Here is a 26,081-nt window from a genome sequence, read left to right as displayed (position 1 = left end):
CGGCATGATGTTCCCTCAGCCACAACCGTCCTAGGGGGGACATGAACACCCGCATCACCGCCGCCGCACTCATCACGGCATCCGTGCTCGCGCTCACCGCCTGCTCGTCCAGCAGCGACTCCAGCACCAAGAGCGCGCCGAGCCCGAAGGCCTCGAAGACGCCCAGCCCCGACTGGAGCGCCGCTGAGAAGGCCGCCGGCATCCCTCCCAAGCCCACCGGCGCCAAGCGCGAGGCGCTGCTCCGAGCCCTGGCCGCGGCCAACCCGGAGATCGTGAAGTACGAGGACAAGGCCATCGACGCGGCCCGCAACCAGTGCGGCGCCATCAACCACAAGGCCCAACGCCTCGACTGGTCGGCGTCCCAGCGCTTCACCTACAAGGACGTCGCCACGACCGAGGCGCAGGGGAAGCAGATCAACGAGGCACTGAAGGGCCTCGGCTTCTGCAAGGCCTGACCCCCACCGCACCCAGGCCCGGCCCACGACGGCCGGGCCTTCGCATGTCCAGAAGGAGACAACCGTAGCTGAACAACCCGGGAAGAACGGCCTCAACAAGGGCCGCAACGAGAAGGCCACAGGCAGCCCGCACGCGTCCGCACCACCGCGCCCCGCCCGCGCGGCGTATGCAGACGGCCCGTTGTCAGGTCACCCGTTCGGCTCCGCGTGCGACCGCCTTTCCCTGGTTCCAACCACCGCCATCAATCCCCTGTGGTCGCTCGGAGCACTCGTTCGGGTGCGTACCTCGTGCCGGCTTCAGGCCTGAGGTCCAGGATCGACTCTGCGATACGTCCCCTCGTGAAGGTGAACGAACATGCCGACCTACGTCTCGTTGCTGAACTGGACCGATCAAGGGATCCGAAACTACAAGGACACCGCCAAGCGCGCCGATGCTTTCGGCGCAGCGGTGGAGAAGCTCGGGGCGAAGCTCCTGAACATCTACTGGACCGTCGGTCCGCACGACCTCGTGGCCATAGTCGAGGCACCCGACGACGAAACCGCCACCGCGGCCCTCCTACAGCTCGGCGGGGCGGGCAATGTCCGGACCACGACTCTGCGGGCCTTCGGCCGAGAAGAGATGGACCGCATCGTCGGCAAGGCCGCTGGCTGACGACCTCCACTCACCGCAGGCGACAACGTCTGGCGAGCCGGCTCAGCAGCCGCGTTGCAGGGCTGCTGAGGGTCATGAACCGGCCACCCGTACTTGTCAGTTGATGTCAGAGTGGGTGCCGGAGGGCGGGCGAAGCGACGAGCGGGAGCCGTTCGGCAACCGGCGCCGGCTCTACCCGATCGGGTGGTGAGTCCTCCCGGCCGAGAGTCGTCAGCGGGCTGGTGTCACGGTGACGGATACGTTCGGGCAGTGGCCACCTCGGTGAGAGCGGCCTGTTCGTCGGTGTCCATGCTCAGTCCCAGCGGATTTTGTCGGCCACCCGGTCGGTGACGTACTGGCAGCGGTAGCCGGCGTCCGGCGGCGGTCATGTGCTGCGGTCCTGGTCGGCCTTGGACCGGTTCGAGGCGGCCGAGACCGCGATCAGCGCGCGGTCGTCGCCGAGGTCGTCGGCGTATGCCTCACTTTCCTTCACCGTCCAGGCGGAGGCGCCGGAGTGCCAGGCCTCGGCGAGCGGGGCCAGGTGGTCGATGTCCAAGCCGCCCGGTCCCTGGATGTAGCGGTCGCCGTGGGGCGAGTATGCGGTGCTCGGGGCGAGGAGGGCGGCGAGTACGGCGGCCGCGGCGGTGGTGCGGGCGAGACGCAGGAGCCGGGTACTCTCGAAGATCAGGGCCAGTTCTTGATCTTCGTAGCGGCTCCCGCAGGTGGCTCGCCCGGCAGTCGGCAGCGGCTCTACCCGATCGGGGGTTCAGTCCGATCGTCGGCGCGCGCAGCGGGGCCGCTTAGGATCCGTGCCGTGTGTCGTGGTCCAGATCCCCGATGAGTTGATCGAACTGGAGATCTGCTGAGAAAGAGTGCGGGAAGCTCGCCGGTCTGACCTGTGAGGCGTACGACGCCCAGTGGCTCCGCTGGCGCGAGGCGTCCGGGAAGGTGCAGGCCGCGGTCTCGGCGGACGCCGAAGCCACCGAGCGCAACCGGTATGAGCTGGAGCAGGCCGTGAAGAAGGCCGTGCTGCACGCTCAAGAGGACCCGCCGACCGAATAGCTGGCGCGGACCTCTACCGGTCGTCGGGCCAGGTGGCCAGCACCTCTCCGGTTTCCTCGTCGGGCTTGCGGTACCGGACGTACTCGTTCTGTCTGCGGAACCCCACACTTTCGTAAAGATCATAGGACTGGTGCGGGTTTGCCGTGCCCGTGAACAGCCGGGCGGTCGTTGCCCCCTGCTCGCGAAGACTTCGCAGCCCGTCCAGCAGCAGGGCCCGGCCAATTCCGAGGCGTCGCTGGTCCGCCCGGACACTCAGCTCTTCGATCTCGCCCACAGCGTGGTCGTGACGGCGGATGGAGCAGAGGGCGACGCCGACCATGTCCTGCCCCTTCCATGCCGCTCTCCAGCATGCCGGCGCCGCTGCCTCCATGAAGTCCGAGAAAGACCATTTTGGAGTGAAGTCGGCGTCCCCGTATGAATCGACGACCGTCCTCCAGGCCGCACGGTAGTGGCTTGTCCCAATCGGCCCCGTCCGTATCCCGGCTGGCAGCTCACCGCCCCGCTCGGGCAACTGCTGCAGATCGCCCAGCTCCAGTTCGATCAGGCTGAAGACACGTCGGTATCCGGCTCCGAGCAGAAGCGCCGTCGCTTCCCGCTCGGAGGTCATGGCATTCGCGCCAATCACCGCCGTCCGCGCCGTGCCATGCTGCTCGACGAGACGGCGGATCCGTTCTTCAGCCCAGACCAGCATGGCCGAACCGATGCCCTGGCGGCGGTACTCGGGCAAGAGGTAGCCGCGGTGCAGGTACAACCACGTGCCGTCCCGCTCCTGCCACCATCGGATCGTCGAGTAGCCGACGACACCCCCCTCGTGCACCACCAGGATCTGGTTCTTGGACGGCTCCTCCAACTTGGCAGCGGCTTCGGCGATCTCAGCCGTTGTCGGGATCCCTTCCACAACGGAACGGGCGTCGACCCGGTCCCGTTCAGCACATCCCAGCCGCACCGCGGCCATAGGGCCGTGGTCTTCGTCTCCGCGATACGGCCGGAATCCGAAGCCGCCCGGAAGACAATGTCCTGCTGCACCGTCCGACATGGTTGGATGATCTCGAATTTCGAGGCAGGTCCGCCACCCTATTCATGTCGCGGTCATCTGGTGCCGCTCCACTTCCAGGCCGCCCCGGGGACGCCCTCTGCTTCGGACACTCGAAGCCGTAGAACCCTTACTGGAAGAGACACAGCAATGCCCGACAAACCGGCAGGCGGCGTCATCACAGGCGAGCTGACCTGTCTCATCCCGACCACCGAAGCACATCCGCCTCTACTCGCCCAATGGTTCGCCGACCCCGAATTCGTCCGGAACTGGGGCGGACAGCCCCTCACCCGCGAGGAAGTGGCATCTCCGTACGGTGCTGCGCTGGAACCGGGTGACCGTGCACCTTGAACCGTCCAACATCCGCGCGATCCAGGCATGGGGAAAGGCGGGGTTCCGCCCGGTGGGCCAGCAGGGGGGCCAGCTCCTCATGGAGTGCAGTCCCGCCCCCGGCGTCTCACCAGCTCATGTCCCCAACGCGAGTTTCCCACCCGGCGGACGAACAGGGGCGGGCATCCGACCGTGTCTTGTTAGGCTCGTTCGTATCCCCGGGACACACGTGGACCATCCAGAACAGATCTCATCCAGGAGTTCGGGATAGCGGCGGAAGGAGTCTCCGTCGAGCCCGGGATCCGGGCCGAAGATAATTGCGGGTTGCTCGTCATGCGGACCCTCAGGGCCCAGCTGCTGCCTCACGAGTGACAGCTGTGGCACCTGGAGCTTTACGGGACAGCCCTCAGAAATCTCCTAGAAATAGGAGGCCACCAGGTCGCGGCCCACCGTGATGGTGTCGCGATCCAGCGGGGGCAACCCCAGGTGGTCACAGATCAGCTGGGTCAGCTGCTCCTCATAGGTCTCGTTCTGATGGTCCAGTCCGGCCGCCGTAATGAGGGGGGCCATCCTGTTGGGCCAGTATTCTCCGACGTAGTCGGGATCCTCGTAGTCGATGCAGGACGATACCTGGCCGTCCTGGTAGTGGTACGCCTTGGGCCCGTGGGCCTTGGCAACGCATGGGTTGGGAATGAACACCATCAGCTCAGCGCCCTGGGGGCACAGCTCGCGGTAGTCGATCTCGTCGTAGTCGTCGCGGTTGAACATGTGGTGCACGATCACGCCCCAGTCGCCGGGTGCCGTGTCGTTGCCGTAGGCGAACGGGGGCCGGTTCCGCGCGGACAGACCGTCGCTCATGGCGGCCAGACTGGTCCCCTTGAAGTAGACCAGGACGGTTTCGTCTTCCCGGTACCGCTCTTCTTCCATCCACGCCATGACGCCGCAGTCGATCCAACTTGTCATGCTCAGCAACATAACCGGCGCCACTGACATACCACCGCCCAGAGCCGCCACCCGACCGCCAAGGCCAACCGCCTCCTCCACGCCGTCGGGGCAGAACGCTCCGGTCGCCGGCTCACACGCCCACTGGCTGGAGCGCTCGGTCACATCCAACACACCCAAGAATGCGCGGAACCCGTCCTCAACAGCCGGCTCGCCCCATCATGCCGGGTCTTGCTGACTGAAACTCGTCACAGGGTGCGGCGAAGTCGATGCCGGTCCCTGATACCACCAGGCAGAATGCCGACGGCCTGCCTGACCACTGGATCTCCCGATCATCGCCCGGCCATCTTCCGCGCGTCAGCCGCGTGCTGTGGGCCCGGACGGCGTCGATCGCGAACCGGATCGGCCGGCGTCAACGGCACGATCCGGTTCACGAAGACACGCGTCAGAACGGCGTCAGGGTCAGCCGGACCCCGGTAGGGGCGGTGTCCTGGATGTAGGAGGCGAAGTCGGCGACGTCGTCGAAGGCGAAGCCGTAGGCCTTGCCGTCCTGGGTCGCCGCGTGAACCGCCTTCGCGTAGTGGTTGGTGAGGTCGGTCCGGTAGAAGGCCGATGCGTCGGTGACCGGCTGGGCGGGGTTGCTGAGCAGGGTGGTGCGGTTGAAGCCGGCGCCCAGGACGGCGGCGACGGGACCGGTGGTGCCGTCGTTCGGTGCGGCGAGGTTGCCGTCGCAGAAGAGGACGTCGCGGGTGGAGGGCTTACCGAAGGCCACCTGGGCCGGACCGTCGAAGGTGAACCTGTCGGCGCGCACCCGGCCGGTGAAGGTGCCCGCGTTGGTGGTGACCGTGAGGTCCTTGCCGGTGTAGGTGCTCCACACCTGGTCGATGTACGGGGCGAAGTAGTCCTTGGCGAACAGGCCCGCGTCCAGGCCGTGCCCGGGAGCGATGACGCGGAGGTCGTCGACGACCAGGGGGGCGAACTCGGCGACCTGCTTGACCGCGCTGAACACCGCGGCCCGGCCGCCGTCGCGCAGGGTGCCCGTGGTCTGGTCCTTGGCCCCGGTGAGCCGGATGCTCATCGGCACGCTGAACATGTCGACCATGGTCGTGTTGCAGAACATGCCCGCGGCGTTGTAGGTGAACTCGGCGCAGTCGTGCAGCACTCGGTAGTTGGGGTCGGAGGTCACCCAGCCGGCGGGGTACCGAAGCGCAGCGTTGCCGTTTCCGTCCGTGACGACCTTGAACTTCAGCTTCTGGCCGAGCGACACGTATATGCGGCCCGACATGTAGGGGAGCCTGAGGTTGGCCTCCCCGCTGGAGGGCAGGGAGATGGCGTAGTCGGTGAAGCCGTCCGCGCCGTTGTCGGACAGGGCTATCGGGACCAGGGACCCGTCAGGGGTGACCCGGACCTGCTTCCCGTCCTGGTTGCCGACGATGTAGACGTGCACCGAGGCGTTGTCGAAAGAGCCGCTGTTGTTGACGATCGTCAGCGGGAGAGTTCCCGCCGGAGCGGCCTTCGTGCCGTTGTCCGTCGTACCGGCGAGGGCGTGGGGGGCCAGGGCCGCGATGGCGGGGGCCGCCACCGCCGCTCCGCCCAGTGCGACGAACAGCTTGCGGCGGGTGAGACTGCGCTGGTGACGCGGCGTCATATGCGGTGCCTTTCCTTGCTACGTGTGCCTCGTGGAGGCGAGTGGGGGGTGGGATGGGGTGGGCCGTCCGCGGTGCGGGTCAGCCCACGGTCCACTTCTGGTTGGCGGTGCCGCCGCAGGTCCAGATCTGCAGCCGGGTGCCGTCGGCCGCCGAACCGTCCTTGGCGTCCAGGCACTTGTCCGTGCCGGTGTTGGTCAGGTCGCGGGCCGGGGTGTACGTCCACTGCTGGGCCTTGCTGCCGTTGCAGGTGTAGAGCTGGACGGGGGTGCCGTCCGCGCTGGAACCACCGCGGACGTCCAGGCACTTGCCCAGCGCGCGGACGGTGCCGTCACTGCCCAGCGTCCACTTCTGGGCGTCGACGCCGTTGCAGTCGTGCAGTTGGATCGGCGTGGCGTCCACGGCGGAGGCGCCGGCGACGTCGACACACATCCCGCCGATGCCCTTGATGGCACCGCTCTTGCCGGTCGAACCGGTCGAGCCGGTAGAGCCGCCCGCGTCGGAGGTCGAGACATGGACGTAGTCGACGATCATCGTCTGCGGGAAGGAGGTGGTCGAGTCGGGGCTGCCGGGCCAGTCGCCGCCGACGGCGAGGTTCAGGATGAGGAAGAACGGGTGGTCGTAGACCCACTTCTTGCCGCCGAGGTCGGCCGGCGTGCGGGTCTCGTAGGCGTGCCCGTCCACCGACCAGGTGATCGCCGTCGGGCTCCAGTCGACGGCGAAGACGTGGAAGTCGTCGGCGAACGCCTTGCCGTCGGGCAGGGTGTAGGCGGCACCGAGGCCACCGGAGCCGGAATAGCCGGGGCCGTGGATGGTGCCGTGGACCACACCGGGCTCGTGACCGACGTTCTCCATGATGTCGATCTCCCCGCTGTTGGGCCAGCCCGCGCTTCCGAGGTCGTTGCCGAGCATCCAGAAGGCAGGCCAGATCCCCTGGCCGCGCGGGATCTTGATGCGGGACTCGAAGTGTCCGTACGCCTGGCTGAAGCTGCGGGCCGTGTTCAGCCGGGCCGACGTGTACTGGCACGTCCCGTTCCAGCACCGCAGCCCGGAGTCGGTGTTCTTGCGCGCTGTGATCACCAGGTGGCCGTTGCCGTCGAGGGCGGCGTTCTGGTTGCCCGGCGTGTAGTACTGAAGCTCGTGGTTGCCGTTGCCCGAACCACCGGTCTCGAGCGTCCACTTGCCCGGGTCGGGGGCGCTTCCGGCGCTGCCGTCGAAGTCGTCGGACCAGGTCACCGTGGCGGGTCCGGCGCTGGCCAGGCTCGCCCAGGAACCGGTCGTTGTGATGAGGACGGCGGTGACGAGTGCGGCGGCGGCCAGTGAGGCCAGTCCGCCGAGCGTCCAACGCCGAGCGCGATGAGCTGCCATGGCTGGGATGACACCTTGTCTGTGGGGGATGCAGGTGGTTCCACCCGTACGGCGGACCGCGCACGAGGAGGCAGAGGGTTCCGCTTGAGAGCGCTCTCTCGACTGCGGTGAGCCGCGGGTGGACCCCGATGGTACGCACGACCGTTACCTCGGCCAACTTGTCCCTGACGCCCTCAACCCCGCCTGATCTGCGCTTACTTGGGAAGAGAGAGCTGAGGCTCAAGGTCGCTTAATGAGCGTTTAAGTCTCACTTAAGAGAAGCGGCTCCGCGGGTGGGCGCCCACCGGACTGGCCACTCTCCTGAGGACCGCCCGGGTAGGTCCCTCGGCCAGCCTTGGCTGGTGACCGCCATTCGCACCGTCAACCGCCCGCCTCGGACGGATTCCGTGAGACATCAACTGGCTGAGAAGCTGCGTCAGAACCCTGTGAAGTCTGACGCTTACAAGGCGAGGGCCCAGAGTGGGTGTTATGGCGCGATCCAGACACCGCAGGTGGCGCGGTGGTGCGCACAGCCCGGCGGCGGACGTCCCGGGGGAGCATCTTGGGGGCGCAGCTGTCCGGGCGACGGGTGGCGGGGGTTCAATGGCAACCATGATGCGTAGAAGAACGTCATCCGCTGCCGCCCTCACCGTAGTTGCCGCTTGCGTGTTCGCCGTTCTCACGTCGTGTTCCTCGGATTCTTCGGACGGGTCCCCCGCCGAGAGCCGGCCCAGCAGGTCCGGATCCAGGTCGGCCTCCGATCCCACGCAGACGGCCACGCCGTCGCCTTCGCCAACGGGACCGTGTGCGGACGGGACGTGCGAAATCAAGGTCGCCGTGGGAGACGCCGTGACAGTTCCGGAAACGTACGGCCTCGGGCCGGTCAAAGTGACAGCGATCGCCGGCGGAAAGGTGGACATGGTCGCCCAGCTGACAGGGTCGGGTTACAGCATCTCGGGCTGTTCGGGTGGCGGCGGCGTGTCGTCGCAGGGCGAAGGCGGTGTCGGGTTCAGCTGCGGCGAGGGACCCGCCGCGACCATCAACGACGCCATGAGCCTGAAGGTCGTCGACATCCTGGACGCGACCGCGGTCCTCCGCATCAAACCCGCCGGATGACGTACGGCCCGGCGCTTGCGGCAGGGCCACCCGCGGGCATTTCCCGTCGACTGCGGTGCGGGGTCGGCCGATGGACGGGTGCGGGGTGACGAGCTGTCAATGAGCCTTGTGCTGCGGCTGGCCGGGTTCTGCACATGTATGACGATCGTCACCGGTACGGTTCGTGGCAGTCGGTATGCGTCTGCAGGGTTGGTGGGATGACGACTCATCCATGGCTCAGGGTCCTGGCCGGTGCTCTGGTCATCGTCGGAATGACCATGTTCTTCATCAATGCCGAGGCGCTCGTGAACGGTGACGCCGTCGAGTGCGACGGCAGCCCGACCCCGGTCAGTGGTGCGCGAGCGCAAGCGGTGGCGAATCCCTCAGCTACGAGGAGGAGAAGAAAAAGGAAGCCCGGGGAGAACTCGTCGGCTACGCCGGGGTGGGTCTTGGCGCCCTCGGCATCGTGCTGTTCATCAGCGACGGGATCACCACGCGGCGACGAAACCGGTAACGCCCCTGCGAATGTCGGTGCAAGGGCGTGGCCACTTTCCCGCGCTGCCGCCTTCCCCCGCGGCCGCCTTCCCGGTCGCTCACAAGACTCCGTCCGCCCGCAGTCGCTGCACAGGAGACGTGAGGCCCGGAGAGGCGCTACTGACTGTTCAGCGGGGGCTTTTCAAAGCAGCGGAAAAACCGTTGCGCCACCTTGGGGTCTCCGTGCACCTGAACCTCGCCTGCTTCGATGGAGGCGTCGACTGTGGCCTCGTCGAAAACGAGGCGACACAGGGTGCGGGCTTCGGCGGGCACGGCGACGTCCGTGTCCGGGATCGTCGCACGGACGATGTCGATCATCCTCGCCGGCACGGTGCCCCAGGGCGGGCGGGAGATGCACGGCTGGACCGAGGAGGCCCGTGCCCACGCGATGAAGGACGTCCCGGGGGCAGAGGACATCCTGTATCTCTTCTTCACACCCACAGAGACCAGCCAGGCGAAGGGCAAAGAATTCGTCAGCCGAATCTTCACCCGCACAGAAGACCGCGACGCCGACGTCACACTCACCACCCGTGACGTTCAAGCCGCAGCCATTATCGAGTGGGGTATCCGCGACTTCGGCAAGCTGTCACGTCTCGCGAGCATCCACGCGCCCGCCCTGGTCGCCAACGGCGACAACGACGTCATGGTGCCAACCGTCAACTCGTACCTGCTGGCAGGCCATCTCCCGCACGCCCCCCTGACGATCTACCCCGACGCCAACCACGGCTTCCTCTTCCAGTACCCACATGAGTTCGCCGCCGAGGTCAACACCTTCCTCGCCGCCTGACCCACGATCGATCATGACCCCGACGCTGACGCACTGGCCAGGGCCTGCCGGACCTCAGCTGCGGGGAATGGAGTGCGCTTGGTCTCCGTAACAAGGCGATGGGCGAAGTCATCCATCACGACGGCGTGCGGGGCATGGCGATCAATGATCGCCATCATCCCGGGAGGAACGCCGTCGGGGCGGCGGCCTGCGATCCAATCGCGCAGGAAAATCCCGAGTTCCGTGTCACCGCGCACGGCCTCGGGAAGGTGGTGGCGCAGCAGATGCCACGGTGCGTAGCAGCGGTCATACACGAGGTGGTCGGAGAGGAAGGCGGCTTCCTGAGCCGAGAGCTCGAAGTGGCGGCTGAGAGCAAGCCCGAAGTCCGCGAAGTACACCTGTTGACCGTCGGTCAGCAGGTTGGCGAAGTGCGCGTCAAAGTGCACCAGCCCACGTGAACTCATGAACTCGGTCCCCCGCAGCAGCGCGTCCTCCACCCACAGATAGGAGGAGTCGCCTCCTGGCTCCGTGCTAGCCACGTCACGGGGGGCGCTGAGCCAGGCCGCGAGTGTCTGAGGCACGTGCTCCAGGAAGAGCACCAGGCTGAGCGAGGATCTTCCGATGGCTTCCAGCCGATGACGTACGGCGGGCGATCCCTCCCAATGCGCGACGGCCGCCTCGACGCCTCCGAACTCGTCGGCGAAGTCGACAGGAGGCCGGTCCGGCAGAACCCGCCAGTGATACATGAGCGGGAAACCGGCAAACTCGCCCCTCAGAACCCAAGCGGTGGTCATGACGTGCGCGGCCAGTTCACGCCAAGCACCGAACCCTGCCGACCCCACCCCGTACTGGTAGTACAGAGGGAGCTCGAACAGGTTGGCGGTCGAGCGCACATGCTCCGGCCGCGACTCGATGTCCGTCAGCGGAATCCGCTTGACGAAGACAGGTGTCCCCGCGACTTCCATCTCGCCCCGTCTGCCACCGATACCCGAGCCCAGTGCCGGCGCGGCAGCCACCGCATCGCCGAGCCTTCGGTCGCTGAGCAACGAGAGCTGTGCCCCTACGGCCGCATAAGCGGATACACGAGCGGCGGGTAGTGGCTCGGTCTCATCCATCGGTGGCTCCTGCCTGACATCACACTGACCGCTGTCGATCATGCCAGGCGTCCCGACGCGGCTCCCGAGGTTGCCGTCAAGGGCTCCCCAAGACGCCGAGACAGCCAGCGTTTTCCGCCACGGCCTCCCGGCTCGTCCGTCGTCTCCGAGTGTCAGCAGCCGACGAACTGTCCCCTCAGGAAAGGAGCACTGCCCTGAGCCTGATACCCCTCCCCACCCTTTCGAGTGAGGTGCAGAGAAGCAGTGCTCAGTGCGGGCTGCGTGACAGCAGACGCCGCGTCCTGGCCGATCTGGTCCGACGGCTGCCGGATGACCGCGCGGATCTGCCGGCGGCGCAGGTGGCCGCGGATTGCGCGGGACGAGTGGACGCGGTCGGCCAGGACCATGGCGGGGTGGGTCCGGGGCCGGGCGGGGCCGGTTATGGGCACCCGGAGGCGGGCCATGACCGTTTCGAATGCGGGAGCGTCACCGGCCTGGCCCGCTGTGACGGTCAGAACCAGGGGCCGTGCCTGGCCGTCTGCGCTCAGGTGGATCTTGTGCTCAGCCCACCGCGGGAGCGTCCTAGCCGATGGTCGGGCGGCTCATTGCGGCCTTTGGCCCCCTGCTCCGGCGGCGTGTTGGTGGGCTCGAACAACGGTGGAGTCGACCGATACGCTCCGGCCGATGTCGTCGACAGCGTCTGCTGCCGCGAGGGCGGCGGCGAGGATCTTCTCCCACGTGCCGTCGACGGCCCACCTGATCAGCCGTTTGTGAGCGGTCTGGAATGAGCCGAGCTCGTCGGGCAGGTCCCGCCTCGGATCGGCTGGCATCAGCGGCTCGATCCGGTCCCACATCGCATCAGTGATCACTGATCGGACAGGCACATCCGATCAACTGATGAGCCCAGAGCCCACCGAAGAGACACGCTCCAGCGCCTCGCCGGCGGGGAGCCGGGAAGCTGGATACAGACACCCGCGGTCGCCACAGAGGAAGCGCCGGGCGGCGTCCATGCCGCGCTGCCGCAGTCCGCCGGTGTCGTCCCGTACCAGGGAGGCGATGTACTCGCCGACGCTCAGGCGCGGTCACTGGCCCGAGCCCGGGCCAGGGACCGGGTCAGTTCCGCGATCTCCTCATCGACGCGCGCGCCCAGCTGTGCCTTCGCCATGCACCGGCGGTAACAGCTGTTACGACGTTGGGGTAGCCCGTGCCCGAGAGTTACCGAGGCCATCCGCCGCACCCGCCACGGCGAAGGGACGCACCTGTCAGCGGCCCTGGAAGTCGACGGCCGGACGGGGCAGCCCTGCCTTGAACGCGTTGACCGCCGAGGCCAGCCCGGTCTTGACGTCGTCGGTCTCGAACAGGGGCATGGCGATGTCGAACATCGCTTCGTCGGCCGCGGACACCCCGCCGACGGTCCAGGCGCGCAGCAGCGCCTTGTGGGCGGCGTGGGCACGGGTGGGGCCCTTGGCGACCCTGCGGGCGAAGGCGCTCGCCTCGGACAGCAGGGCGTCGTCGGGGACGACCCGGTTGACCACCCCGGCGTCGGCCATGACAGTGGCCGGCACCTGCTCGGAGGTGAGGGCCCATTCGGCGGCGCGGGCCCGGCCCGCGCGCTCGGCGATCCGGTAGATCCCGCCGAGCAGGGTGACGATGCCGAGGGTCTGCTCGGGGTGGCCGAATCGGGCGGACTCGGCAGCGATGATCACGTCGGCGCGGAGCGCGAGTTCGAGACCGCCTCCGAAGCACAGGCCCTGCACGGCGGCGATCACCGGGAGCGGCAGCCGTTCGAACTGGTTGAAGACCTGCATGTAGCGCTCGAAGAGGGTCCGCAGGGCGCGTACGTCCGCGTCCGGCCAGTCGACGATGTCGCCGCCGAAGCTGAAGTCCGGGCCCTCGGCGCGCAGCAGGACGGCGCGGGCGTCGCTGTCGCTGATCGCCTCGAGCGCTTCGGCGAGTTCGGTGGCCATCTGCGGATCGATGCGGTTCTGCGGCGGATGGTGCAGGACCACCGTGGCGATGCCGTCGTCGATCGAGTGGGTCAGGTGGGGCATGGCGGTTCCTTCAAGTCGTGCAGGTCGTGCGCGGCGGGGACGCGGGCCGAAGCGCCTCTCAGGCAAGGTGCTCGCGGAAGAAGGCGAGAGCCGCGCCGCTCGCCTTGTCGAACTGGACGGTGTAGGGGTCGAAGTGGCCGCCCGGGACAATCTCCAGCCTCTTGGGCTCCAGGGCACGCTCGTATGCCGCGAGGGCGAGGTCGGTCACGGTGACCGTGTCGTTGACAGCGACCACCATGAGCAGCGGTGTGGGGGAGACCCGCGTGATCCAGACGCCGGGCTCGTACATGCGCGCGGCACGGGTGGAGCGGACGGTGACCTGGTTGTCCCAGACGCCGTCGGGCTTGGGCTGGAGGTAGAAGTCGATGGCCTCCTTCGACCGGTAGGAGGCCGGCACGGCGGGGTCATCGCTGACGATGGCCTGGGTGCGCGGAGCCTCGCCGCGCAGTTGCGCCCGCTCGTCCTCGGAGAAGGCCTCTTCCAGGCCCGCGACGGCGTCCGGTGCGATGCGGCGCAGGCCCTGTTCGTAGCCGCTGATGGTCGGGACCTGGGAGACCACCGCCCGCAGTCGGCGGTCGGTGGCGCCGAGCACGATGGCGTGGCCGCCGGCGTAGCTGGTGCCCCACAGGCCGATCCGATGGGGGTCGACCTCGGGCCGGCTCTCCAGATAGGAGATGGCTCGGCGCCAGTCGGCGATCTGCTGCCAGGGGTCGACGTCCTGTCGCGGCCGGCCGTCGCTGGCCCCGAAGGTGCGGTGGTCGTGGACGAGGACGACGAACCCGTCGTCGGCGAAGGCCTGCGCGAAGGGCTCGAGTCCGTGCTCCTTCACCCCGGCGTAGCCGTGGGCCATCGTGATCGCCGGGTGCGGCCCCGGGCCGTCCGGCAGGTAGAGCCATCCGCGCAGCACTACCGCGCCGTCGGCTTCGAACTGGACATCCTTGCGCTGAACCATGGAGCAACTCTCCGAGAGAAAGCGGACTTTCAGTCCTGGTGGAAGTGTTCATCGCCGACCACGCCGCGCAGCCGGTCCCGCAGTTCCGCCGAGAACCGGTTCACGGCACCCAGCGGCCGGTGGTGGATGGCGGCCCGGACGATCAGCCCGTCGGTGTCCTTGGTCAGGATCGTCACGCCGTACAGCGGCAGGCCCTCGAACGCGGTGGCCTCCCACTCCAGGTAGGTCCGTGAGCCGCTGGTGGTGTCCCGGGTGAACCGAAGCGACTCGTAGAGCGCGCTCGCTGCTCCCATGACGCTCTTGACCTGGTCCCGGCCCTCCACCGGACGGGCGAGGACGCTCGCCTCCAGGACCACGTCCGCGGCGAACGTCTCGCCGAACGCGGCGGCCGACTTCTGCGCGAAGGCGCTTGTCCAGCCCTGCGGGCGCGGGGCCTCGGCACCGCGGGCGTCGCCGGACCCGAGCGCCTCGGCCAGAAGGCGGTCGAGGTGGGCGGCGACCTCGGCCGGCTGTTCCATGTGCGGCCAGTGCCCGGCCGCCGCCACCCGCACGGCCCGCACCCGGGCGAACCGGGACGTCACTCCGGCGTTGATCAGGTCGTCCGTGACGAAGCCGTCCTGCTCACCGCCGACGACGAGGACGGGGCCGCCGAAGCGGCTCGGCCGCCGGCCGTCGGGGTGGCCGTCGTTCCAGCAGTCCGCGAAGGCGCGGACCGCCTTGGGGTCGAGGGCCTGCCCGGTGACCACCAGCCGGTCGAACTCCGCCGCCGGCAGCGCGGTGGACAGGTGGGATCTGACGGTACGTTGGCCCTCGCCGTCTCCTCCCAGGGATCGGAACGGTTCGATGACCTCGTCGGGCAGGTGGGTGCCCGCCAGGGGGATCGGCGTCAGCAGCGCCAGTCCCCGAGCCCGGTCGGGACGGCCGGCGGCGACCAGCTCGGCCACAGCGGCGCCCATGCTCTGGCCGACGATCACGAAGGGTTTGCCGACGGCGTCGACGACGGCTCCCACGTCATCGGCGAACCGGTCGTACGTGTACGGCCCTTCCGCGGCGCGACGGTCCCCGCAACCGGGCAGATTCAGCGTGACGCACTCGACGCCGGGCGTGGTCAGCAACGGGACCAGATCGTCCCAGACGTACTGGTCGTCGAGGAAGCCGTGGACGAAGACCACGGCCAGGTCGCCGTCGCCGCTGCGCCGGTATCGCACATCGGTCTCTCCGACGCGTTCCGTTGTCATGGTCGGGATCACTCTCCGGGTACGGACGTCGCCCCGGAGGGGGACCAGTCCTTGGTGTCGATCGGGGAGAAGTCGGCCGGCTTCGCGTCCAGACGCTGCATCCGCCGGCCGTCGTGGGCCGCGAGCAGTTCCTCGTCCAGGGGGGTGGTGAAGACGTTGTCGACCAGGGTGTACTCGGCGGCGAGCCGGCCGATGGCCGGCACGGCGGCGGTGTCGATGCGTCCGCGCTCCAGGTACAGCGCGTCATCGACGTGGAACCGCACCACCTCACCCCACACCACGTGATCGCCGAACTCGCCCACGGGGATGACGCGGTCGACGACGCATTCGAGGGAGATCGGTGCTCCCTTGACCCGGGGGGCGCGCACCACCTCGGACGGTGCCTTCTCCAGGTGGAGCGCCTGGAACTCGTCCACCGCGGGATCGAACTCGAAGGCCGACCTGTGCAGGGCGTGTGCCTGCGGCAGCGTGGCCATGTTGGTGACGAACTCTCCGGTCTCGCGGATGTTGACCAGTGTGTCCTTCAGCGTGACCCCGTCGGAGCGTGGCTGGAGGCTGAGCGAGACAAGAGGGGGCTTGCGTCCGACCGCGGTGAAGAACGAGATGGGCGCGAGGTTGGCGACGCCGTCGGGCGAGACGGTGCTCACCCATGCGACAGCGCGCGGAAGGATGCTCCCGATCAGCAGTTTGTATGCCGCTTGGGGATCGAGCTCGGCAGCGTCGACGATCACGGCTTTCCTCCGGGTGGCGGGGGGCGCTGGACCTTGGAACCCCTGGGGGAAGGCACTGCGCAGTGGGCTCTTTCGACAGAACCGTAAGCTCATGGCAAATGTCGGTCAAGGCGCCCTCGCTGGGACCTCTCTCACAGGCGCCCGCACGATCTGCGGGTAAGATGCGTAGCAGGTGAACTTATTTCTCGCCTTGAGGGAGGAGAACGTGAGCTGGTCTGCCCTTGCCCGGTACGACGTGGACCCGGCACCCGGAGGGCTCGCATTCGCGCAGGAGCTCATGAACACGATCGCGGCGGGCAGACCCCGCCTCGAAGATCTCCTCGCCGACCTGCCCACCGCCCAGGAGTGGCTGGACGACGCCCTTGCGAACTGGGCGGCGGCGACCGCTGCGGCACCCTTCGGCGTCACCCTGGAGCAGGACGACCTCGACCGGCTGCGGGATTTCCGTGACGACCTGCGGCACACCGCCGCGACCGTCGGCGAGGGAACGCAGGACGGCTCCGGATCCGGTCCGGCGACGCTGCCCGCGGTGCCGGTGAGCATGCAGTGGGACGGCTCCGGCCGGGTCCAGCCCGTCCCCCGCGGTTCCGGCTGGCGAAAAGTGGCGTCCCTGACCGCCATCGAGGTGTTCAAGGCCCAGCAGGACGGGTCGTGGGACCGGATCAAGACATGCCGCAACCCCCGGTGCGCGGTCGCGTTCTACGACCGCTCCCGGAACAACAGCGGTGTCTGGCACAGCGTCAAGGTCTGCGGCAACGCCGCCAATCTGCGCGCCTACCGGGCGCGCCGACGCACCTCCAACGGCGAGTGACCGCTTAAAGACATAGCCAAAATTCAGTTGGCTGTGTTGATGAAGTCGTTGTTCGACATAACTGAAAGCCCTATGCTCACGTCGGGTATCCAGACCGATCGGCGGTCCCATGAGCCCGGAGACTTCCGACCGGCCGAGTGAAGGGAATCTCATCTCATGACGGCACAGGTCCGAGATCCACACGTGAGTCCTCTGCTCCACGAGGTGCTGTCGGCACACGGCGGGCTGGACCGATGGCGGCGGGTGCGGACGGTGCGGGCGACGATCGTCACCGGCGGCCGGCTGTGGGGCATCAAAGGCCTGGTACAGGACGCGGATCCGCGGGAAATGACGGTCTCCGCACACACCCCTCACGCCTCGGTGCAGCCCTTCGGCGCGCCGGACCAGCGCACCGACTTCACCCCGGACCGCATCGCCATAGAGAAGGCGGACGGACGCGTCGTGGCGGAGCGCGCCGACCCGCGGGCGTCCTTCGAGGGCCACGGGATGCGTACGCCCTGGGACCCGCTGCACCGCGCCTACTTCAACGGATACGCGATGTGGACCTACCTCACCACGCCCTTCCTCCTCGCCATGCCCGGCTTCGAGGTGTCGGAGATCGAGCCGTGGTGGGAGGGCGGGGAACGGTGGCGAGGTCTGCGCGCGGTCTTCCCCCGGCACATCGCCGGGCACAGCGACGTCCAGGATTTCTACTTCGGCTGGGACAACCTGCTGCGCCGGCACGACTACCACGTCGACGTGGCGGGCGGGTTCGCCGCCGCGCAGTACGTGCACAACATCGTCGAGGTGGACGGACTCCGGTTCCCCACCGTGCGCCGGGCCTACCTGCGCGACGAGACCGGCTCGCCGAGGTACGACGCACTACTGGTGTCGATCGACATCAGCAACATCCGGATCGAGGACACGACCGCGGCGTGATCACTCCCTCGGTTCCCGGCGCAGCTCTTCCATTTAGGAGCATGTGCTCGTATTCTGGCGGGGAGGCCGGAGCCCGTCCTGACGCCCCTGCGGTCCAGACCGGCTTCCCCGTTCCTCCCCGACCGCTGTCCCTCCCCAAGGCCCCGTGAAGGAGCCCCTCATGCCGCATCCGCCCCTGTCCGCAGCCGGCAGCTCTCCCGCGCTGGCGGCCCGCCCCCTGCGGGACGCCGCCGTCGCCGTCACCGCCGTCGCCCTCGCCCTGCTGGCGCTGTACGCCGTCTTCCTGGACCAGGGACAACTGCTGTCCCCCGTCCTGGGAAAGCTCGCCACGAGCGCGAACTACCTGCACGAGTTCGCCCACGACGGCCGGCACCTGCTCGGCGCGCCCTGCCACTGACGAGGGACCGCACCATGAGTTCCGTCATGAGACTGCTGGGCCGTGGCGCCGCCGCGGGAACCGTGGCCGGTCTGCTCAGCGGAGGATTCTCCTGGCTCCTCGTCGAGCCCCTGATGGACCGCGCCGCGCGCTGGGAGTCGGCCCACGAGATCGCCGAGGCCTCCGACCACGCCGGTCATCATGCGGAGATCTTCTCCCGAGCCACCCAGCATGCCGGTCTGCTGGTGGCGACGACCGTCACCGGCCTGGCTCTGGGCCTGCTCTTCGCCGTGGTCCATCTGCTGCTGCACAAGCGCGCCCCCGACACCGAGGCCTGGCGGCGGGCGCTGCGGCTGGCCGCCGCGGGATTCACCGGTGTGTGGCTGCTGCCGTTCGTGCGCTACCCGTCGAACCCGCCCGGTGTCGGCGACCCCGACACGGTCGGCCTGCGCACGCAGGCCTGGCTCGCGGCGATCGCCATCAGCCTGATCGGTGTGATCCTGGCCTGGGCCCTGCACGGCCATCTGACACGCCGCGGCCATGGCGCACCGGCCCGGCAGCTCTGCGTCGCGGGAGTCCTCACCGCGGCGACAGCGGCGCTGTTCGCACTGCCGGACGATCCCGACGCCCTCGCCGTCCCGGCCGGACTGCTGTGGGACTTCAGGCTCTGGTCGGTCGCCACCGCGCTGCTGCTGTGGGCGACGCTGGGCGCGACGTTCGGCCTGCTGGGCGAGTGGACCGCCCGTCGTTCCCCGCGGACGGCACTCCGCAGCGGGCTCGTACGGACTCGCACCTCGCCGATCGAGCCACCTGCCCGAATTTGATCGAAAATATCCCTTATCGGACACGTGTAAGAGAGGTCACCCATGGATGGTATTGCCGATATGGGGGGCACCCCGGGATGGGGCCCCGTTCGCCCGCCGAGGCCCGACGAACCGGTCTTCGAGCAACCCTGGCAGGGCCGGGCCTTCGCACTGGCGCTCCTCTCCAGCCGCATCGCGTGCGGCGGTTACAACCCGGACGCCTTCCGGCACGCACTGGAGCGCCTGGACCGCACCGCCTACCTGGGCGACGGCTACTTCGGGCGCTGGCTCAACGGCGCGGAGCTGATGCTCACCGAAAGCGCCACCCTGGCACCGGGCGCGATCGACGCCCGTGCCCGCAATCTGGGCGGCGGCCAGGTGGAAGAACCTCCCGTACCCGAGCCCCGGCCGGACTACGCGCCGACCGCGGCGCCGGTCGGCGCCGGCTCGCTGCGCCCGGTGGACACCCCGCCGGCGTTCGCCGTCGGCGAGCGCGTACGGACCAAGGACATGTCGGTGCCCGGCCACACCCGGCTGCCGGCCTACGTGCGCGGACACGTCGGCGTCGTCGAACGCATCCAGCCGGGACACGTCCTGCCGGACACCAACGCGCACTTCCTGGGCGAGAACCCGCAGCACGTCTACTCGGTGCGGTTCGACTCGCGCGAAGTGTGGGGCACCGACACCGAACCCTTCGCACTCACCGTCGAGATGTACGAGAGCTACCTGGAGAAAACCTCATGACCACCACCAGCGGAACGGGCGACCGCCTTCCCCCCTCCCTGCGCACGGAGGCACTGGAACAGCTGCTCACCGAGCGGGGACTGATCGACCCGAAGACGATGGACGGGATCATCACCACCTACGAGACCAACGTGGGCCCGCTCAACGGCGCCAAGGTCGTCGCCAAGGCGTGGACCGACCCGGAGTACCGGCGCCGACTGCTCGAGGACGGCACAGCGGCCATCAAGGAACTGGGCTTCTCGGGGCCGCAGGGCGAGCACATCGTCGTGGTGGAGAACACGGCGACCACCCACAACGTGGTGGTGTGCACGCTGTGCTCGTGCTACCCGTGGCCGGTGCTCGGCCTGCCGCCGAGCTGGTACAAGGACCCCGCCTACCGTTCACGCGTGGTCAAGGAGCCGCGCACCGTGCTGTCCGAGATGGGACTCGACCTCGACGACGACGTCCAGATCACCGTCCACGACTCCACCGCCGAGGTGCGCTGGCTCGTGCTGCCCGAGCGTCCGGCCGGAACCGAGCAGCTGTCCGAGGAGGAACTCGTGCCTCTTGTGACGCGGGACGCGATGGTCGGCGTGGCGAAGGTGGCGGCACCGTGAGCGCGCCCCTGGACATCCAAGGGCCGGCCGCGCCGCCGCGCTCCAACGGCGAGTTGGTGTTCGCCGAGCCGTGGGAGAGCCGCGCCTTCGGCATGGCCGTCAGCCTGTACGAGGCGGGCGCGTTCACCTGGCCCGAGTTCCAGGCCGCGCTGGTCGCCCGGATCGCGGCCTGGGAGTCCACGGCCGGGCCGGAGGAGCCCTACAACTACTACCGGCTCTGGCTCGCCGCCCTGGAGGACGTGCTCGTCGGCCTGTGTGCCGTGACGACGCAGGAGGTCGCCGCGCGCGCCGAAACCCTGGCCCAGCGCCCTCCCGGTCACGACCACTCCGACGACCACGCGCACCCGCACACGCACCCGCACCCGCACACGCACTGAGCCCGTCAGATCACCGGCAGGTGCGTCGACCCGCCCCTGCCCTCCACAGCCGTGCACAGTGTGCGCCGCCTTTCCGGCGAAAGAAGCCTTCATGCCCGTCAAGAAAAACCTGCTCGCCGCCGTGGCGATGGTGACCGCGGTCGGTGGCCTCGGCACAGCGGGAACGGTCGCCGCCCACGCGGCCACCCAGGAGTGCGGCGACCGCTGTATTCAGATCTACAGCGCGAAGTTCGGCACGTCCGCGCAGCCCAACCTGGTGGAAACCGTGTATCGAGGGGTGGCGGAGGTCGGCCGGCCCACCGTGATGCAGCCCGTCAGCAAGACCGATCCGGCCGGGGACATCGTCGGTCACCGAGCGGGCCTGGTGTCCGACTTCCACAAGGACGGCCTCGTGTCCGCCGAGGTGAACCAGCATTACGGCACCCTGCGTGCGGTGGAGGTCGAGTACGCGCCGCACGGCGAGCGCACCGGCCTGTGCGCGGGCCTGGCCACCACCGCGTACCAGAACGAGGGCCTCACCCTCCAGAAATGCGGGATCTCCGCCAAAACCGTCTGGATCATCGACACCGCGGATTCACCCGCGACCGCCGCCCAGGGGCACTTCCCGCTGGTGAACGGCTCGACCACGAGCTTCGAGCACCCCTACGCGATGACCTTCACCCACGACTCCCCCGACCACGGCGACTGCGGTGACGGTGACCACCGGGCCGGCGATCACCGTCACCGGGCCGGCGTACCCGCGCAGATCCGGGTCGCCAGGCTCATGGGCAACCCGTCCCACGTGCCCGCCGGCCAGCTGTGGGGCACGACCAAGTAGCACACAGGCACGTGTCAGGGCCTCTGCCGGGGTCCCGACGCGTGCCTGTCGGCGTGCCCTACTCGGCCCAGGGTGTGAAGCCGGTGTCCAGTATCGCCGCGAGGGACGTGCGCAGGCGATCGGCGTCCTCGGCGCCGAAGGCCTCCTCGAACCGGGCCTGGACGTCCTTCCACAGGGGCATCGCCTCCCGCATCCGGGCACGGCCGTCCGGCGTGATCGCGGCGATGCGTGCCCGGCGGTCGGTCGGCGACGGCTCGACGGTCACGAGACCTTCGCGGGCCAGCGGCTTGAGGTTCGAGGCCATCGTCGTACGGTCCATGGCGATCATGTCGGCGAGGGCGGTGATCGTCATCTCGCCGTGCGCACCGAGCTTCTGCAGGATGCTGAACTGCGTCGCCCGAAGCCCGACCGGGGCCAGCGCCTTGTCGTACGTCGCGCCGAGGTACCGCGCCGCCTTGCGCAGCGCCAGGTTGTTGCACTGCTCGGTGACGTTCGGCGACGTACTGGTCATGATCTCCTCCGTGGGTTCCGGGCCCATGATAGAAGCACCGCTCGTCCAGGCCGGGGGCGCTGCGCCGCCGGCGGCCGACCGGAGTTCCGTACTTGCCCTTTTCAAGATAGGAGCATATGCTCGTAAATCACCAAGCGCCTGCGGGCCTCGCAGACCCCCCGCGCACTCCAGGACCCCCCGTCAGAAAGCCTCGTCATGGAAACCCCCGTCGGATCCGCGTACGAGCGTCCGCAGACGCGCTCCACAGCGGCCGAGCCCGCCCCGGGTGAGCACACCGCCGTCCATCGTCGGCCGCCGGTGAAGGCCTGGTTGCAGCCGGCCCTCATCGCGCTGATCGTCGTGGCGGCCTTCGTCAGCTGCTACGTGGGTCTCCAGCGCGACCCGCAGCCGCATCACGTCCCCCTCGCCGTCGCCGGCACCGACCTGCCGGGCGAGATTCACCGGGCACTCGGCGACACCGTCGAGGTGCACCCCGCCACCGACGCCGACGCCGCACGCCGAGCCCTGGAGCACCACGACGTCGTCGCCGCGCTCAGCACCGACGGCCCGGGCGAGCTGCGCCTGGAGGTCGCGGGAGCCAACGGCACGTCCACCACATCCGCCGTGAAGACCCTCGTCGGCGCCTACGCCCAGGGCGCGGGCATGCACCTCGGCACCGAGGACGTCCGGCCCCTGGCCCACTTCGACGCCCGGGGACTGGCCGGCTTCTACCTGGCCTTCGGCGTCACCCTGGCCGGTTTCGTGCTCGGCTCGAACGCCGTCGGCCTGGCCGGCCTCCTGCGTCTGCGCCACCGGTTCTGGCTGCTGACCGGCGCCTCCACGGCCATCGGCACCGTCGCCGCGATCATCGCGGGGCCAATTCTGGGAGCGGTTCCGGCACCGGTCCTTCCCCTGATCGCCACCCTCACCCTGCTCGCGGCGGCCGCCGCCTTCACCACCAAACTGCTCGGCACCTACCTCGGCCCCATCGGGCTCCCGGTCGCCACCCTCCTGCTCCTCACCGTCGGCAACGCCACCAGCGGCGCCACCATCGGCGCGGACCTGCTGCCCACCGCGGCCCGGGCCGTCTCCGCACTGCTGCCGCCCGGCGCCGCCGTCCGCGCCATCGCCGACCTCAGCTACTTCCACGGCGCACACGCGACAGGACCTGCCCTGACGCTGGCCCTGTGGGCCGTCGTCGCCGCGGTGCTGCTCATCCCCCGTGGCCGCCGCGAACGGCGGCGCGCGTCCGCTGCCTCCTGACTCCCCCCTCCCGGGGCAGTCGGCCCGACTTCCCGTACCCGTGATCAACTACCAAGAGGAACAGTGATGACGAACAGCTACACCGCGACGGTCGGAGTCACCGGCGAAGGCCGCAACGGCGGCCGGGCCCGATCCGACGACGGACTGCTGGAGACCGACCTCTCCCTCCCCAAGGAACTCGGCGGCGCCGGCACCGCGACCAACCCCGAGCAGCTCTTCGCCGCCGGGTGGGGGGCGTGCTTCCTCGGCGCCGTGCGTCGCGCCGCCGCCGACCGCAAGATCAGGCTGACCAGCACCGCGATCAACACCGAGATCACCTTGCTGCACGAGGACGGCGCGTACTCCCTCGCCGCCGTGCTCAACCTGGAACTCGGCGGCGTCGACACGGACACGGCTGTGGAACTCGGCCATGCCGCGCACCGGCTCTGCCCCTACTCCAAGGCCACCCGCGGCAACATCCCCGTGACCATCAACGCCGTCGCGGTCTGACCCAGGAGGCCGGACTCCTCCCACCGGACCACCAACCCCCATGAACGGAAAAGAGAGCGGAGATGCCGGACATCACCGGAACACGCAAGGCGCGTTACCTGCTGGCAGCCGCCGGAGCGGCCGTGGCCGTCGTCGGCGGTGTGGCGTTCACAGCGTCGGCGTCGGCCGACGCGGCCGTCGCGAAGCCGCCCGCGAAGACCTTCGAACTGGTCGGCAAGCAGACCTCGTCCGGGGACGTCGATCTGGGGGAGCCGGGCATCAGCGTGGGCGATCAGCGGATCGTGCACGAGGACCTCTACCGCGACGGCGAGAAGGTGGGCGATCACAGTTCGGTCTGCACCTTCACCCGGGTGAGCCCGGCCGCCCTCCAGTGCCTGGGGACCTTCGCGCTGCCCGAGGGGCAGTTCACCGCGCAATCACTGCTGCACCTGCCCGCCCCGTCCTCCGTCGACGTCGGCATCACCGGCGGCTCGGGCGCCTACAGCACCGCCCAGGGGTTCATCCGCACCGTTCCCGCGGGCGCGACCGAGCGGCACTTCACCGTCCACCTCCAACGCTGAGGCGCACGGGGGCCCTGGTGATCGAGGTGATCCTGGTCGGCGGCGGACCGGCCGGCTCTCGGTAGCGGGCTGGACGGACCGGGCGCGGCCGTGACGTGAGCGGTGGGTACGGCCGCAGCGCGGCCGTGACGTGAGCGCTGGGTACGGCCCCAGCGCTTCCGGCGAGACCCGGGGCCGTACGGCAGTCCGCCCTCTCCGGGTCGGCGGTTGACGAAGGCGAGGCTGGTCGCGTCGTAGCGGCTGCCCGCGATCTGCTCGGGCGGGGCGACGGCCTCGACCGCGGCGAGGTCCTCGGCGGACAGCGCGAGGCCAGGGCGAGCCGGCCGGCGGTGACGGACCGGTGGTCGGCCAACGGTCTGGGCGGCGGTGAGGGTCCCCGCAGCGCGTTTGTGCGGCATCCACCACGACCATCTGGCCGCCGCACGGCGCCTGGTGCGGCTGGGGAACGGCCTCCCGTCGACGGGCGTCATCCGGCGGCCGGTATCGCACCCTCCCCGAACCCCGGGACGTCTCCGGGTGCCATGTCGTCGCGCATCCGGACGAAACGCACGGGATGCCGCCACACCCCCCGGTCCTGGGCGGTGTCCACGTTGATTTCCGCGACAAGCTCGGGCTCAACCAGGACCACGTCGAGCGGTGTCCGCGACCCCCATGACGTGGTGAACCGGACGCTCTGCCACGGATGCTCGGGCCGGGCAGCGGTGAGCTGATCGGCGAGGCGTCGGGCGTGGTCGGGGTGCAGCTGGGTGCTGCGGGCGACCGGCCGCAGCTCGCCGTCCTGGTCGTACCGGCCCAGCAGCAGGCTCTGCGGTCGGCTCAGGGTGCCGGTGATCGCGCCGATGATGCCCTCGGTGGTATCACGCTGGCGGATCTTGATGAGCGCTCGGGCTCCGGGAAGGTAGCGCTGGTGGCTGCCGCGGATGACCAGGCCTTCGATTCCGGGGAGCGAGGTCCAGGAGGTGAGCCAGTCCTGTGCGAGGGCTGCGTCGCTCGTCTCGGGGCACAGCGTCCACGGCGGGTCGAGCGCACGCTCGGTGAACAGCTGCTCCAGCCTCGCGCGGCGGCGCTCGTACGGTTCGCTGAGCAGCTCGCGGCCGTCGATCTGGAGTACATCGAACGCGATGAAGTGTGCGGGCAGCTCATCGGCGAGCCGTACAGCTGTCCGACCGCTGGAGGCTGCGCGCCGCTGCAACGCCTCGAACGACAGCTGCTCGCCGGCCCACACCACCAGCTCGCCGTCGAGAACCAGGCCGTCCGGCAGGCGCTCGGCGGCCTTGACCAGGTCGGGGAACCGGGCGTGGATGAGGGCACCTCGGCGGGTTTGGAGCAGGACCGGTCCGGGCGCAGGGTTCGGGGTGAAAAGGAGCGCTCGATAGCCGTCGAACTTGGGCTGGAAGACGAGAGCACCGGGCAGGGCTCCGGGCGCAGGCAGCTGGTCGCGGGCCTGCGCCAGCATCGGCTCCACTGGCGGCTTCAGAACCATCCAGCTCGCCCTCCTGTAGCGAGCGGGTTTGACCTTCGGCATCCGCTGTAAGGGGCGGTGCGGCGTTCCGTGACGTGAAGGGGCCCCCGACAAGGGGCCCGGTTCAGGGGTCAGTCAGGCGGCAGGCCTGTAACGCCGTGGGCCTGGGCGTCAAGGGTGTCGTGGGCCGTCGTGCGTGGGAAGAGGAGTTCTTCGAGTGCCGTCGTAACGAAGAGGAACGCCATCACCAGGACTGGCACGAGCAGGGCAAACAGGATCACAGCACCTCCCGTGGGTCGGTCTGTGGCACCTGGTTGGGCCGCTCTCAGAATGCGCCCGAACGGCGTAATGCGCATGTCGCCGAGGCCGCGCTGCGGCCGGGCTGTCACAGGCCCGGTCCGAGTCGGCCGCCGAACCCGTACTGTGCTGCTCCCGATCAAGCCCCCGGCGGCAGACGGGCCGACCGCG

30 protein-coding genes and 1 pseudogene are annotated in these 26,081 nt (G+C 69.1%); 16 read left to right on the top strand and 15 right to left on the bottom strand.

All coding sequences use genetic code 11. The features are described from left to right. Nucleotides 1-41 precede the first annotated feature (41 nt). Together ACZ4WH_RS15645 and ACZ4WH_RS15640 are read left to right on the top strand one after the other, a co-directional pair. Complete coding sequence (locus tag ACZ4WH_RS15645; RefSeq protein ID WP_468180573.1) at nt 42-455, top strand: hypothetical protein; 414 nt, start codon at nt 42-44, stop codon at nt 453-455. 355 nt (nt 456-810) lie between these two features. Beyond that, complete coding sequence (locus ACZ4WH_RS15640; RefSeq protein ID WP_468180572.1) at nt 811-1,107, top strand: GYD domain-containing protein; 297 nt, start codon at nt 811-813, stop codon at nt 1,105-1,107. A 364-nt stretch (nt 1,108-1,471) separates the two neighbouring features. Here ACZ4WH_RS15640 and ACZ4WH_RS15635 read toward each other — a convergent pair whose 3' ends face one another. The 5 genes from ACZ4WH_RS15635 to ACZ4WH_RS15615 all read right to left on the bottom strand — a co-directional run bounded on the left by ACZ4WH_RS15635 (nt 1,472) and on the right by ACZ4WH_RS15615 (nt 7,467). After that, entirely contained in the window at nt 1,472-1,642 is a 171-nt protein-coding gene (locus ACZ4WH_RS15635; RefSeq protein ID WP_468180570.1) for a hypothetical protein, read from the bottom strand. 519 nt (nt 1,643-2,161) lie between these two features. Further along, nucleotides 2,162-3,184 (bottom strand): GNAT family N-acetyltransferase, encoded by a 1,023-nt coding sequence (locus ACZ4WH_RS15630; protein ID WP_468180568.1) that lies wholly within the window; start codon nt 3,182-3,184, stop codon nt 2,162-2,164. Between the two features lie 744 nt (nt 3,185-3,928). Then, nucleotides 3,929-4,618, bottom strand: coding sequence for a hypothetical protein (locus ACZ4WH_RS15625; protein ID WP_468180566.1), 690 nt, complete (start codon nt 4,616-4,618; stop codon nt 3,929-3,931). A 280-nt stretch (nt 4,619-4,898) separates the two neighbouring features. Further along, a complete protein-coding gene (locus tag ACZ4WH_RS15620; protein WP_468180564.1) occupies nt 4,899-6,101 on the bottom strand; it encodes a glycoside hydrolase family 64 protein in 1,203 nt (400 codons plus the stop codon). A 79-nt stretch (nt 6,102-6,180) separates the two neighbouring features. Continuing rightward, a complete protein-coding gene (locus ACZ4WH_RS15615) occupies nt 6,181-7,467 on the bottom strand; it encodes an RICIN domain-containing protein (RefSeq protein ID WP_468180562.1) in 1,287 nt (428 codons plus the stop codon). Nucleotides 7,468-8,283: 816 nt separating this feature from the next. On the opposite strand from ACZ4WH_RS15615, the gene ACZ4WH_RS15610 reads away from it, so the two are divergent. Both ACZ4WH_RS15610 and ACZ4WH_RS15605 read left to right on the top strand, forming a co-directional pair. Beyond that, nucleotides 8,284-8,562: a hypothetical protein gene (locus tag ACZ4WH_RS15610; RefSeq protein WP_468180560.1), complete on the top strand. Its 279-nt coding sequence runs from the start codon at nt 8,284-8,286 to the stop codon at nt 8,560-8,562. A gap of 304 nt (nt 8,563-8,866) precedes the next feature. Continuing rightward, nucleotides 8,867-9,055 carry a hypothetical protein gene (locus ACZ4WH_RS15605; RefSeq protein ID WP_468180559.1) on the top strand — a complete coding sequence of 63 codons (189 nt, stop codon included), beginning with the start codon at nt 8,867-8,869 and terminating at the stop codon, nt 9,053-9,055. Nucleotides 9,056-9,192: 137 nt separating this feature from the next. On the opposite strand, the gene ACZ4WH_RS15600 is transcribed toward ACZ4WH_RS15605, so the two are convergent. Then, the gene (locus tag ACZ4WH_RS15600; RefSeq protein WP_468180557.1) at nt 9,193-9,393 is read right to left on the bottom strand and encodes a hypothetical protein; all 201 of its coding nucleotides are present in this window, start codon (nt 9,391-9,393) and stop codon (nt 9,193-9,195) included. On the opposite strand from ACZ4WH_RS15600, the gene ACZ4WH_RS15595 reads away from it, so the two are divergent. Next, nucleotides 9,383-9,862: an alpha/beta fold hydrolase gene (locus tag ACZ4WH_RS15595; protein ID WP_468180556.1), complete on the top strand. Its 480-nt coding sequence runs from the start codon at nt 9,383-9,385 to the stop codon at nt 9,860-9,862. The genes ACZ4WH_RS15600 and ACZ4WH_RS15595 overlap by 11 nt on opposite strands. 11 nt (nt 9,863-9,873) lie before the next feature. On the opposite strand, the gene ACZ4WH_RS15590 is transcribed toward ACZ4WH_RS15595, so the two are convergent. The 6 genes and pseudogenes from ACZ4WH_RS15590 to ACZ4WH_RS15565 form a co-directional block, all read right to left on the bottom strand. Continuing rightward, complete coding sequence (locus tag ACZ4WH_RS15590) at nt 9,874-10,956, bottom strand: protein kinase family protein (protein ID WP_468180554.1); 1,083 nt, start codon at nt 10,954-10,956, stop codon at nt 9,874-9,876. A gap of 284 nt (nt 10,957-11,240) precedes the next feature. Then, a pseudogene (locus tag ACZ4WH_RS15585) lies at nt 11,241-11,819 on the bottom strand (IS5 family transposase); the annotation flags it as partial. 378 nt (nt 11,820-12,197) lie between these two features. Next, nucleotides 12,198-12,986, bottom strand: coding sequence for an enoyl-CoA hydratase/isomerase family protein (locus ACZ4WH_RS15580; RefSeq protein ID WP_468180552.1), 789 nt, complete (start codon nt 12,984-12,986; stop codon nt 12,198-12,200). A gap of 58 nt (nt 12,987-13,044) precedes the next feature. Next, nucleotides 13,045-13,938: an alpha/beta hydrolase gene (locus ACZ4WH_RS15575; protein ID WP_468180550.1), complete on the bottom strand. Its 894-nt coding sequence runs from the start codon at nt 13,936-13,938 to the stop codon at nt 13,045-13,047. 29 nt (nt 13,939-13,967) lie between these two features. Then, nucleotides 13,968-15,176: an alpha/beta fold hydrolase gene (locus tag ACZ4WH_RS15570; protein WP_468180548.1), complete on the bottom strand. Its 1,209-nt coding sequence runs from the start codon at nt 15,174-15,176 to the stop codon at nt 13,968-13,970. Nucleotides 15,177-15,184: 8 nt separating this feature from the next. Next, complete coding sequence (locus ACZ4WH_RS15565; protein ID WP_468180547.1) at nt 15,185-15,907, bottom strand: flavin reductase family protein; 723 nt, start codon at nt 15,905-15,907, stop codon at nt 15,185-15,187. A gap of 277 nt (nt 15,908-16,184) precedes the next feature. Here ACZ4WH_RS15565 and ACZ4WH_RS15560 point away from each other — a divergent pair, with 277 nt between their 5' ends. The 8 genes from ACZ4WH_RS15560 to ACZ4WH_RS15525 all read left to right on the top strand — a co-directional run bounded on the left by ACZ4WH_RS15560 (nt 16,185) and on the right by ACZ4WH_RS15525 (nt 21,349). Beyond that, the gene (locus ACZ4WH_RS15560; protein WP_468180545.1) at nt 16,185-16,718 is read left to right on the top strand and encodes a CGNR zinc finger domain-containing protein; all 534 of its coding nucleotides are present in this window, start codon (nt 16,185-16,187) and stop codon (nt 16,716-16,718) included. Nucleotides 16,719-16,901: 183 nt separating this feature from the next. Then, the gene (locus ACZ4WH_RS15555; protein ID WP_468180543.1) at nt 16,902-17,636 is read left to right on the top strand and encodes a hypothetical protein; all 735 of its coding nucleotides are present in this window, start codon (nt 16,902-16,904) and stop codon (nt 17,634-17,636) included. A gap of 160 nt (nt 17,637-17,796) precedes the next feature. After that, nucleotides 17,797-18,033, top strand: a complete 237-nt coding sequence (locus ACZ4WH_RS15550) for a CbtB domain-containing protein (protein WP_468180541.1) — start codon at nt 17,797-17,799, stop codon at nt 18,031-18,033. A gap of 14 nt (nt 18,034-18,047) precedes the next feature. Next, nucleotides 18,048-18,836 (top strand): CbtA family protein, encoded by a 789-nt coding sequence (locus tag ACZ4WH_RS15545; protein ID WP_468180539.1) that lies wholly within the window; start codon nt 18,048-18,050, stop codon nt 18,834-18,836. A gap of 42 nt (nt 18,837-18,878) precedes the next feature. Further along, nucleotides 18,879-19,559 carry a nitrile hydratase subunit beta gene (gene nthB / locus ACZ4WH_RS15540; RefSeq protein ID WP_468180537.1) on the top strand — a complete coding sequence of 227 codons (681 nt, stop codon included), beginning with the start codon at nt 18,879-18,881 and terminating at the stop codon, nt 19,557-19,559. Then, entirely contained in the window at nt 19,556-20,155 is a 600-nt protein-coding gene (gene nthA, locus ACZ4WH_RS15535) for a nitrile hydratase subunit alpha (protein WP_468180535.1), read from the top strand. The genes nthB and nthA overlap by 4 nt, the downstream gene beginning before the upstream one ends. Next, nucleotides 20,152-20,532 (top strand): nitrile hydratase accessory protein, encoded by a 381-nt coding sequence (locus ACZ4WH_RS15530; RefSeq protein WP_468180533.1) that lies wholly within the window; start codon nt 20,152-20,154, stop codon nt 20,530-20,532. The genes nthA and ACZ4WH_RS15530 overlap by 4 nt, the downstream gene beginning before the upstream one ends. Before the next feature lie 91 nt (nt 20,533-20,623). Then, the gene (locus ACZ4WH_RS15525; protein WP_468180532.1) at nt 20,624-21,349 is read left to right on the top strand and encodes a hypothetical protein; all 726 of its coding nucleotides are present in this window, start codon (nt 20,624-20,626) and stop codon (nt 21,347-21,349) included. Nucleotides 21,350-21,407: 58 nt separating this feature from the next. On the opposite strand, the gene ACZ4WH_RS15520 is transcribed toward ACZ4WH_RS15525, so the two are convergent. Then, on the bottom strand, nt 21,408-21,860 hold the full coding sequence (locus tag ACZ4WH_RS15520) for a MarR family winged helix-turn-helix transcriptional regulator (RefSeq protein ID WP_468180529.1): 453 nt from the start codon (nt 21,858-21,860) through the stop codon (nt 21,408-21,410). A 195-nt stretch (nt 21,861-22,055) separates the two neighbouring features. Here ACZ4WH_RS15520 and ACZ4WH_RS15515 point away from each other — a divergent pair, with 195 nt between their 5' ends. The 3 genes from ACZ4WH_RS15515 (at nt 22,056) to ACZ4WH_RS15505 (ending at nt 24,151) form a co-directional block, all read left to right on the top strand. After that, complete coding sequence (locus ACZ4WH_RS15515) at nt 22,056-23,102, top strand: hypothetical protein (RefSeq protein ID WP_468180527.1); 1,047 nt, start codon at nt 22,056-22,058, stop codon at nt 23,100-23,102. Nucleotides 23,103-23,168: 66 nt separating this feature from the next. Then, a complete protein-coding gene (locus tag ACZ4WH_RS15510; RefSeq protein ID WP_468180525.1) occupies nt 23,169-23,591 on the top strand; it encodes an Ohr family peroxiredoxin in 423 nt (140 codons plus the stop codon). A 62-nt stretch (nt 23,592-23,653) separates the two neighbouring features. Further along, complete coding sequence (locus ACZ4WH_RS15505) at nt 23,654-24,151, top strand: allene oxide cyclase barrel-like domain-containing protein (protein ID WP_468180523.1); 498 nt, start codon at nt 23,654-23,656, stop codon at nt 24,149-24,151. A gap of 466 nt (nt 24,152-24,617) precedes the next feature. Here ACZ4WH_RS15505 and ACZ4WH_RS15500 read toward each other — a convergent pair whose 3' ends face one another. Both ACZ4WH_RS15500 and ACZ4WH_RS15495 read right to left on the bottom strand, forming a co-directional pair. Then, nucleotides 24,618-25,634, bottom strand: a complete 1,017-nt coding sequence (locus ACZ4WH_RS15500; RefSeq protein WP_468180521.1) for an ATP-dependent DNA ligase — start codon at nt 25,632-25,634, stop codon at nt 24,618-24,620. 110 nt (nt 25,635-25,744) lie between these two features. Then, the gene (locus ACZ4WH_RS15495; protein ID WP_468180519.1) at nt 25,745-25,894 is read right to left on the bottom strand and encodes a hypothetical protein; all 150 of its coding nucleotides are present in this window, start codon (nt 25,892-25,894) and stop codon (nt 25,745-25,747) included. Between the last annotated feature and the right edge of the window lie 187 nt (nt 25,895-26,081).

The sequence above is a fragment of the Streptomyces sp. NPDC029138 genome, from assembly GCF_055564375.1.
Note: the sequence above shows the minus strand (reverse complement) of the source record. Positions and strands in the feature narration are given on the sequence as shown.

Excerpts from the sequence above, each read along its gene's own strand:
- ACZ4WH_RS15505 (WP_468180523.1), top strand. The coding sequence starts at position 23,654 with ATGCCGGACATCACCGGAACACGCAAGGCGCGTTACCTGCTGGCAGCC.
- ACZ4WH_RS15520 (WP_468180529.1), bottom strand. The coding sequence starts at position 21,860 with ATGACCAGTACGTCGCCGAACGTCACCGAGCAGTGCAACAACCTGGCG.
- ACZ4WH_RS15590 (WP_468180554.1), bottom strand. The coding sequence starts at position 10,956 with ATGGATGAGACCGAGCCACTACCCGCCGCTCGTGTATCCGCTTATGCG.
- ACZ4WH_RS15545 (WP_468180539.1), top strand. The coding sequence starts at position 18,048 with ATGAGTTCCGTCATGAGACTGCTGGGCCGTGGCGCCGCCGCGGGAACC.
- ACZ4WH_RS15570 (WP_468180548.1), bottom strand. The coding sequence starts at position 15,176 with ATGACAACGGAACGCGTCGGAGAGACCGATGTGCGATACCGGCGCAGC.
- ACZ4WH_RS15595 (WP_468180556.1), top strand. The coding sequence starts at position 9,383 with ATGTCGATCATCCTCGCCGGCACGGTGCCCCAGGGCGGGCGGGAGATG.
- ACZ4WH_RS15640 (WP_468180572.1), top strand. The coding sequence starts at position 811 with ATGCCGACCTACGTCTCGTTGCTGAACTGGACCGATCAAGGGATCCGA.
- ACZ4WH_RS15600 (WP_468180557.1), bottom strand. The coding sequence starts at position 9,393 with ATGATCGACATCGTCCGTGCGACGATCCCGGACACGGACGTCGCCGTG.
- nthB (WP_468180537.1), top strand. The coding sequence starts at position 18,879 with ATGGATGGTATTGCCGATATGGGGGGCACCCCGGGATGGGGCCCCGTT.
- ACZ4WH_RS15630 (WP_468180568.1), bottom strand. The coding sequence starts at position 3,184 with ATGTCGGACGGTGCAGCAGGACATTGTCTTCCGGGCGGCTTCGGATTC.
- ACZ4WH_RS15510 (WP_468180525.1), top strand. The coding sequence starts at position 23,169 with ATGACGAACAGCTACACCGCGACGGTCGGAGTCACCGGCGAAGGCCGC.
- ACZ4WH_RS15620 (WP_468180564.1), bottom strand. The coding sequence starts at position 6,101 with ATGACGCCGCGTCACCAGCGCAGTCTCACCCGCCGCAAGCTGTTCGTC.
- ACZ4WH_RS15550 (WP_468180541.1), top strand. The coding sequence starts at position 17,797 with ATGCCGCATCCGCCCCTGTCCGCAGCCGGCAGCTCTCCCGCGCTGGCG.
- ACZ4WH_RS15645 (WP_468180573.1), top strand. The coding sequence starts at position 42 with ATGAACACCCGCATCACCGCCGCCGCACTCATCACGGCATCCGTGCTC.
- ACZ4WH_RS15500 (WP_468180521.1), bottom strand. The coding sequence starts at position 25,634 with ATGGTTCTGAAGCCGCCAGTGGAGCCGATGCTGGCGCAGGCCCGCGAC.
- ACZ4WH_RS15525 (WP_468180532.1), top strand. The coding sequence starts at position 20,624 with ATGCCCGTCAAGAAAAACCTGCTCGCCGCCGTGGCGATGGTGACCGCG.
- ACZ4WH_RS15515 (WP_468180527.1), top strand. The coding sequence starts at position 22,056 with ATGGAAACCCCCGTCGGATCCGCGTACGAGCGTCCGCAGACGCGCTCC.
- ACZ4WH_RS15575 (WP_468180550.1), bottom strand. The coding sequence starts at position 13,938 with ATGGTTCAGCGCAAGGATGTCCAGTTCGAAGCCGACGGCGCGGTAGTG.
- nthA (WP_468180535.1), top strand. The coding sequence starts at position 19,556 with ATGACCACCACCAGCGGAACGGGCGACCGCCTTCCCCCCTCCCTGCGC.
- ACZ4WH_RS15560 (WP_468180545.1), top strand. The coding sequence starts at position 16,185 with ATGAACACGATCGCGGCGGGCAGACCCCGCCTCGAAGATCTCCTCGCC.
- ACZ4WH_RS15580 (WP_468180552.1), bottom strand. The coding sequence starts at position 12,986 with ATGCCCCACCTGACCCACTCGATCGACGACGGCATCGCCACGGTGGTC.
- ACZ4WH_RS15615 (WP_468180562.1), bottom strand. The coding sequence starts at position 7,467 with ATGGCAGCTCATCGCGCTCGGCGTTGGACGCTCGGCGGACTGGCCTCA.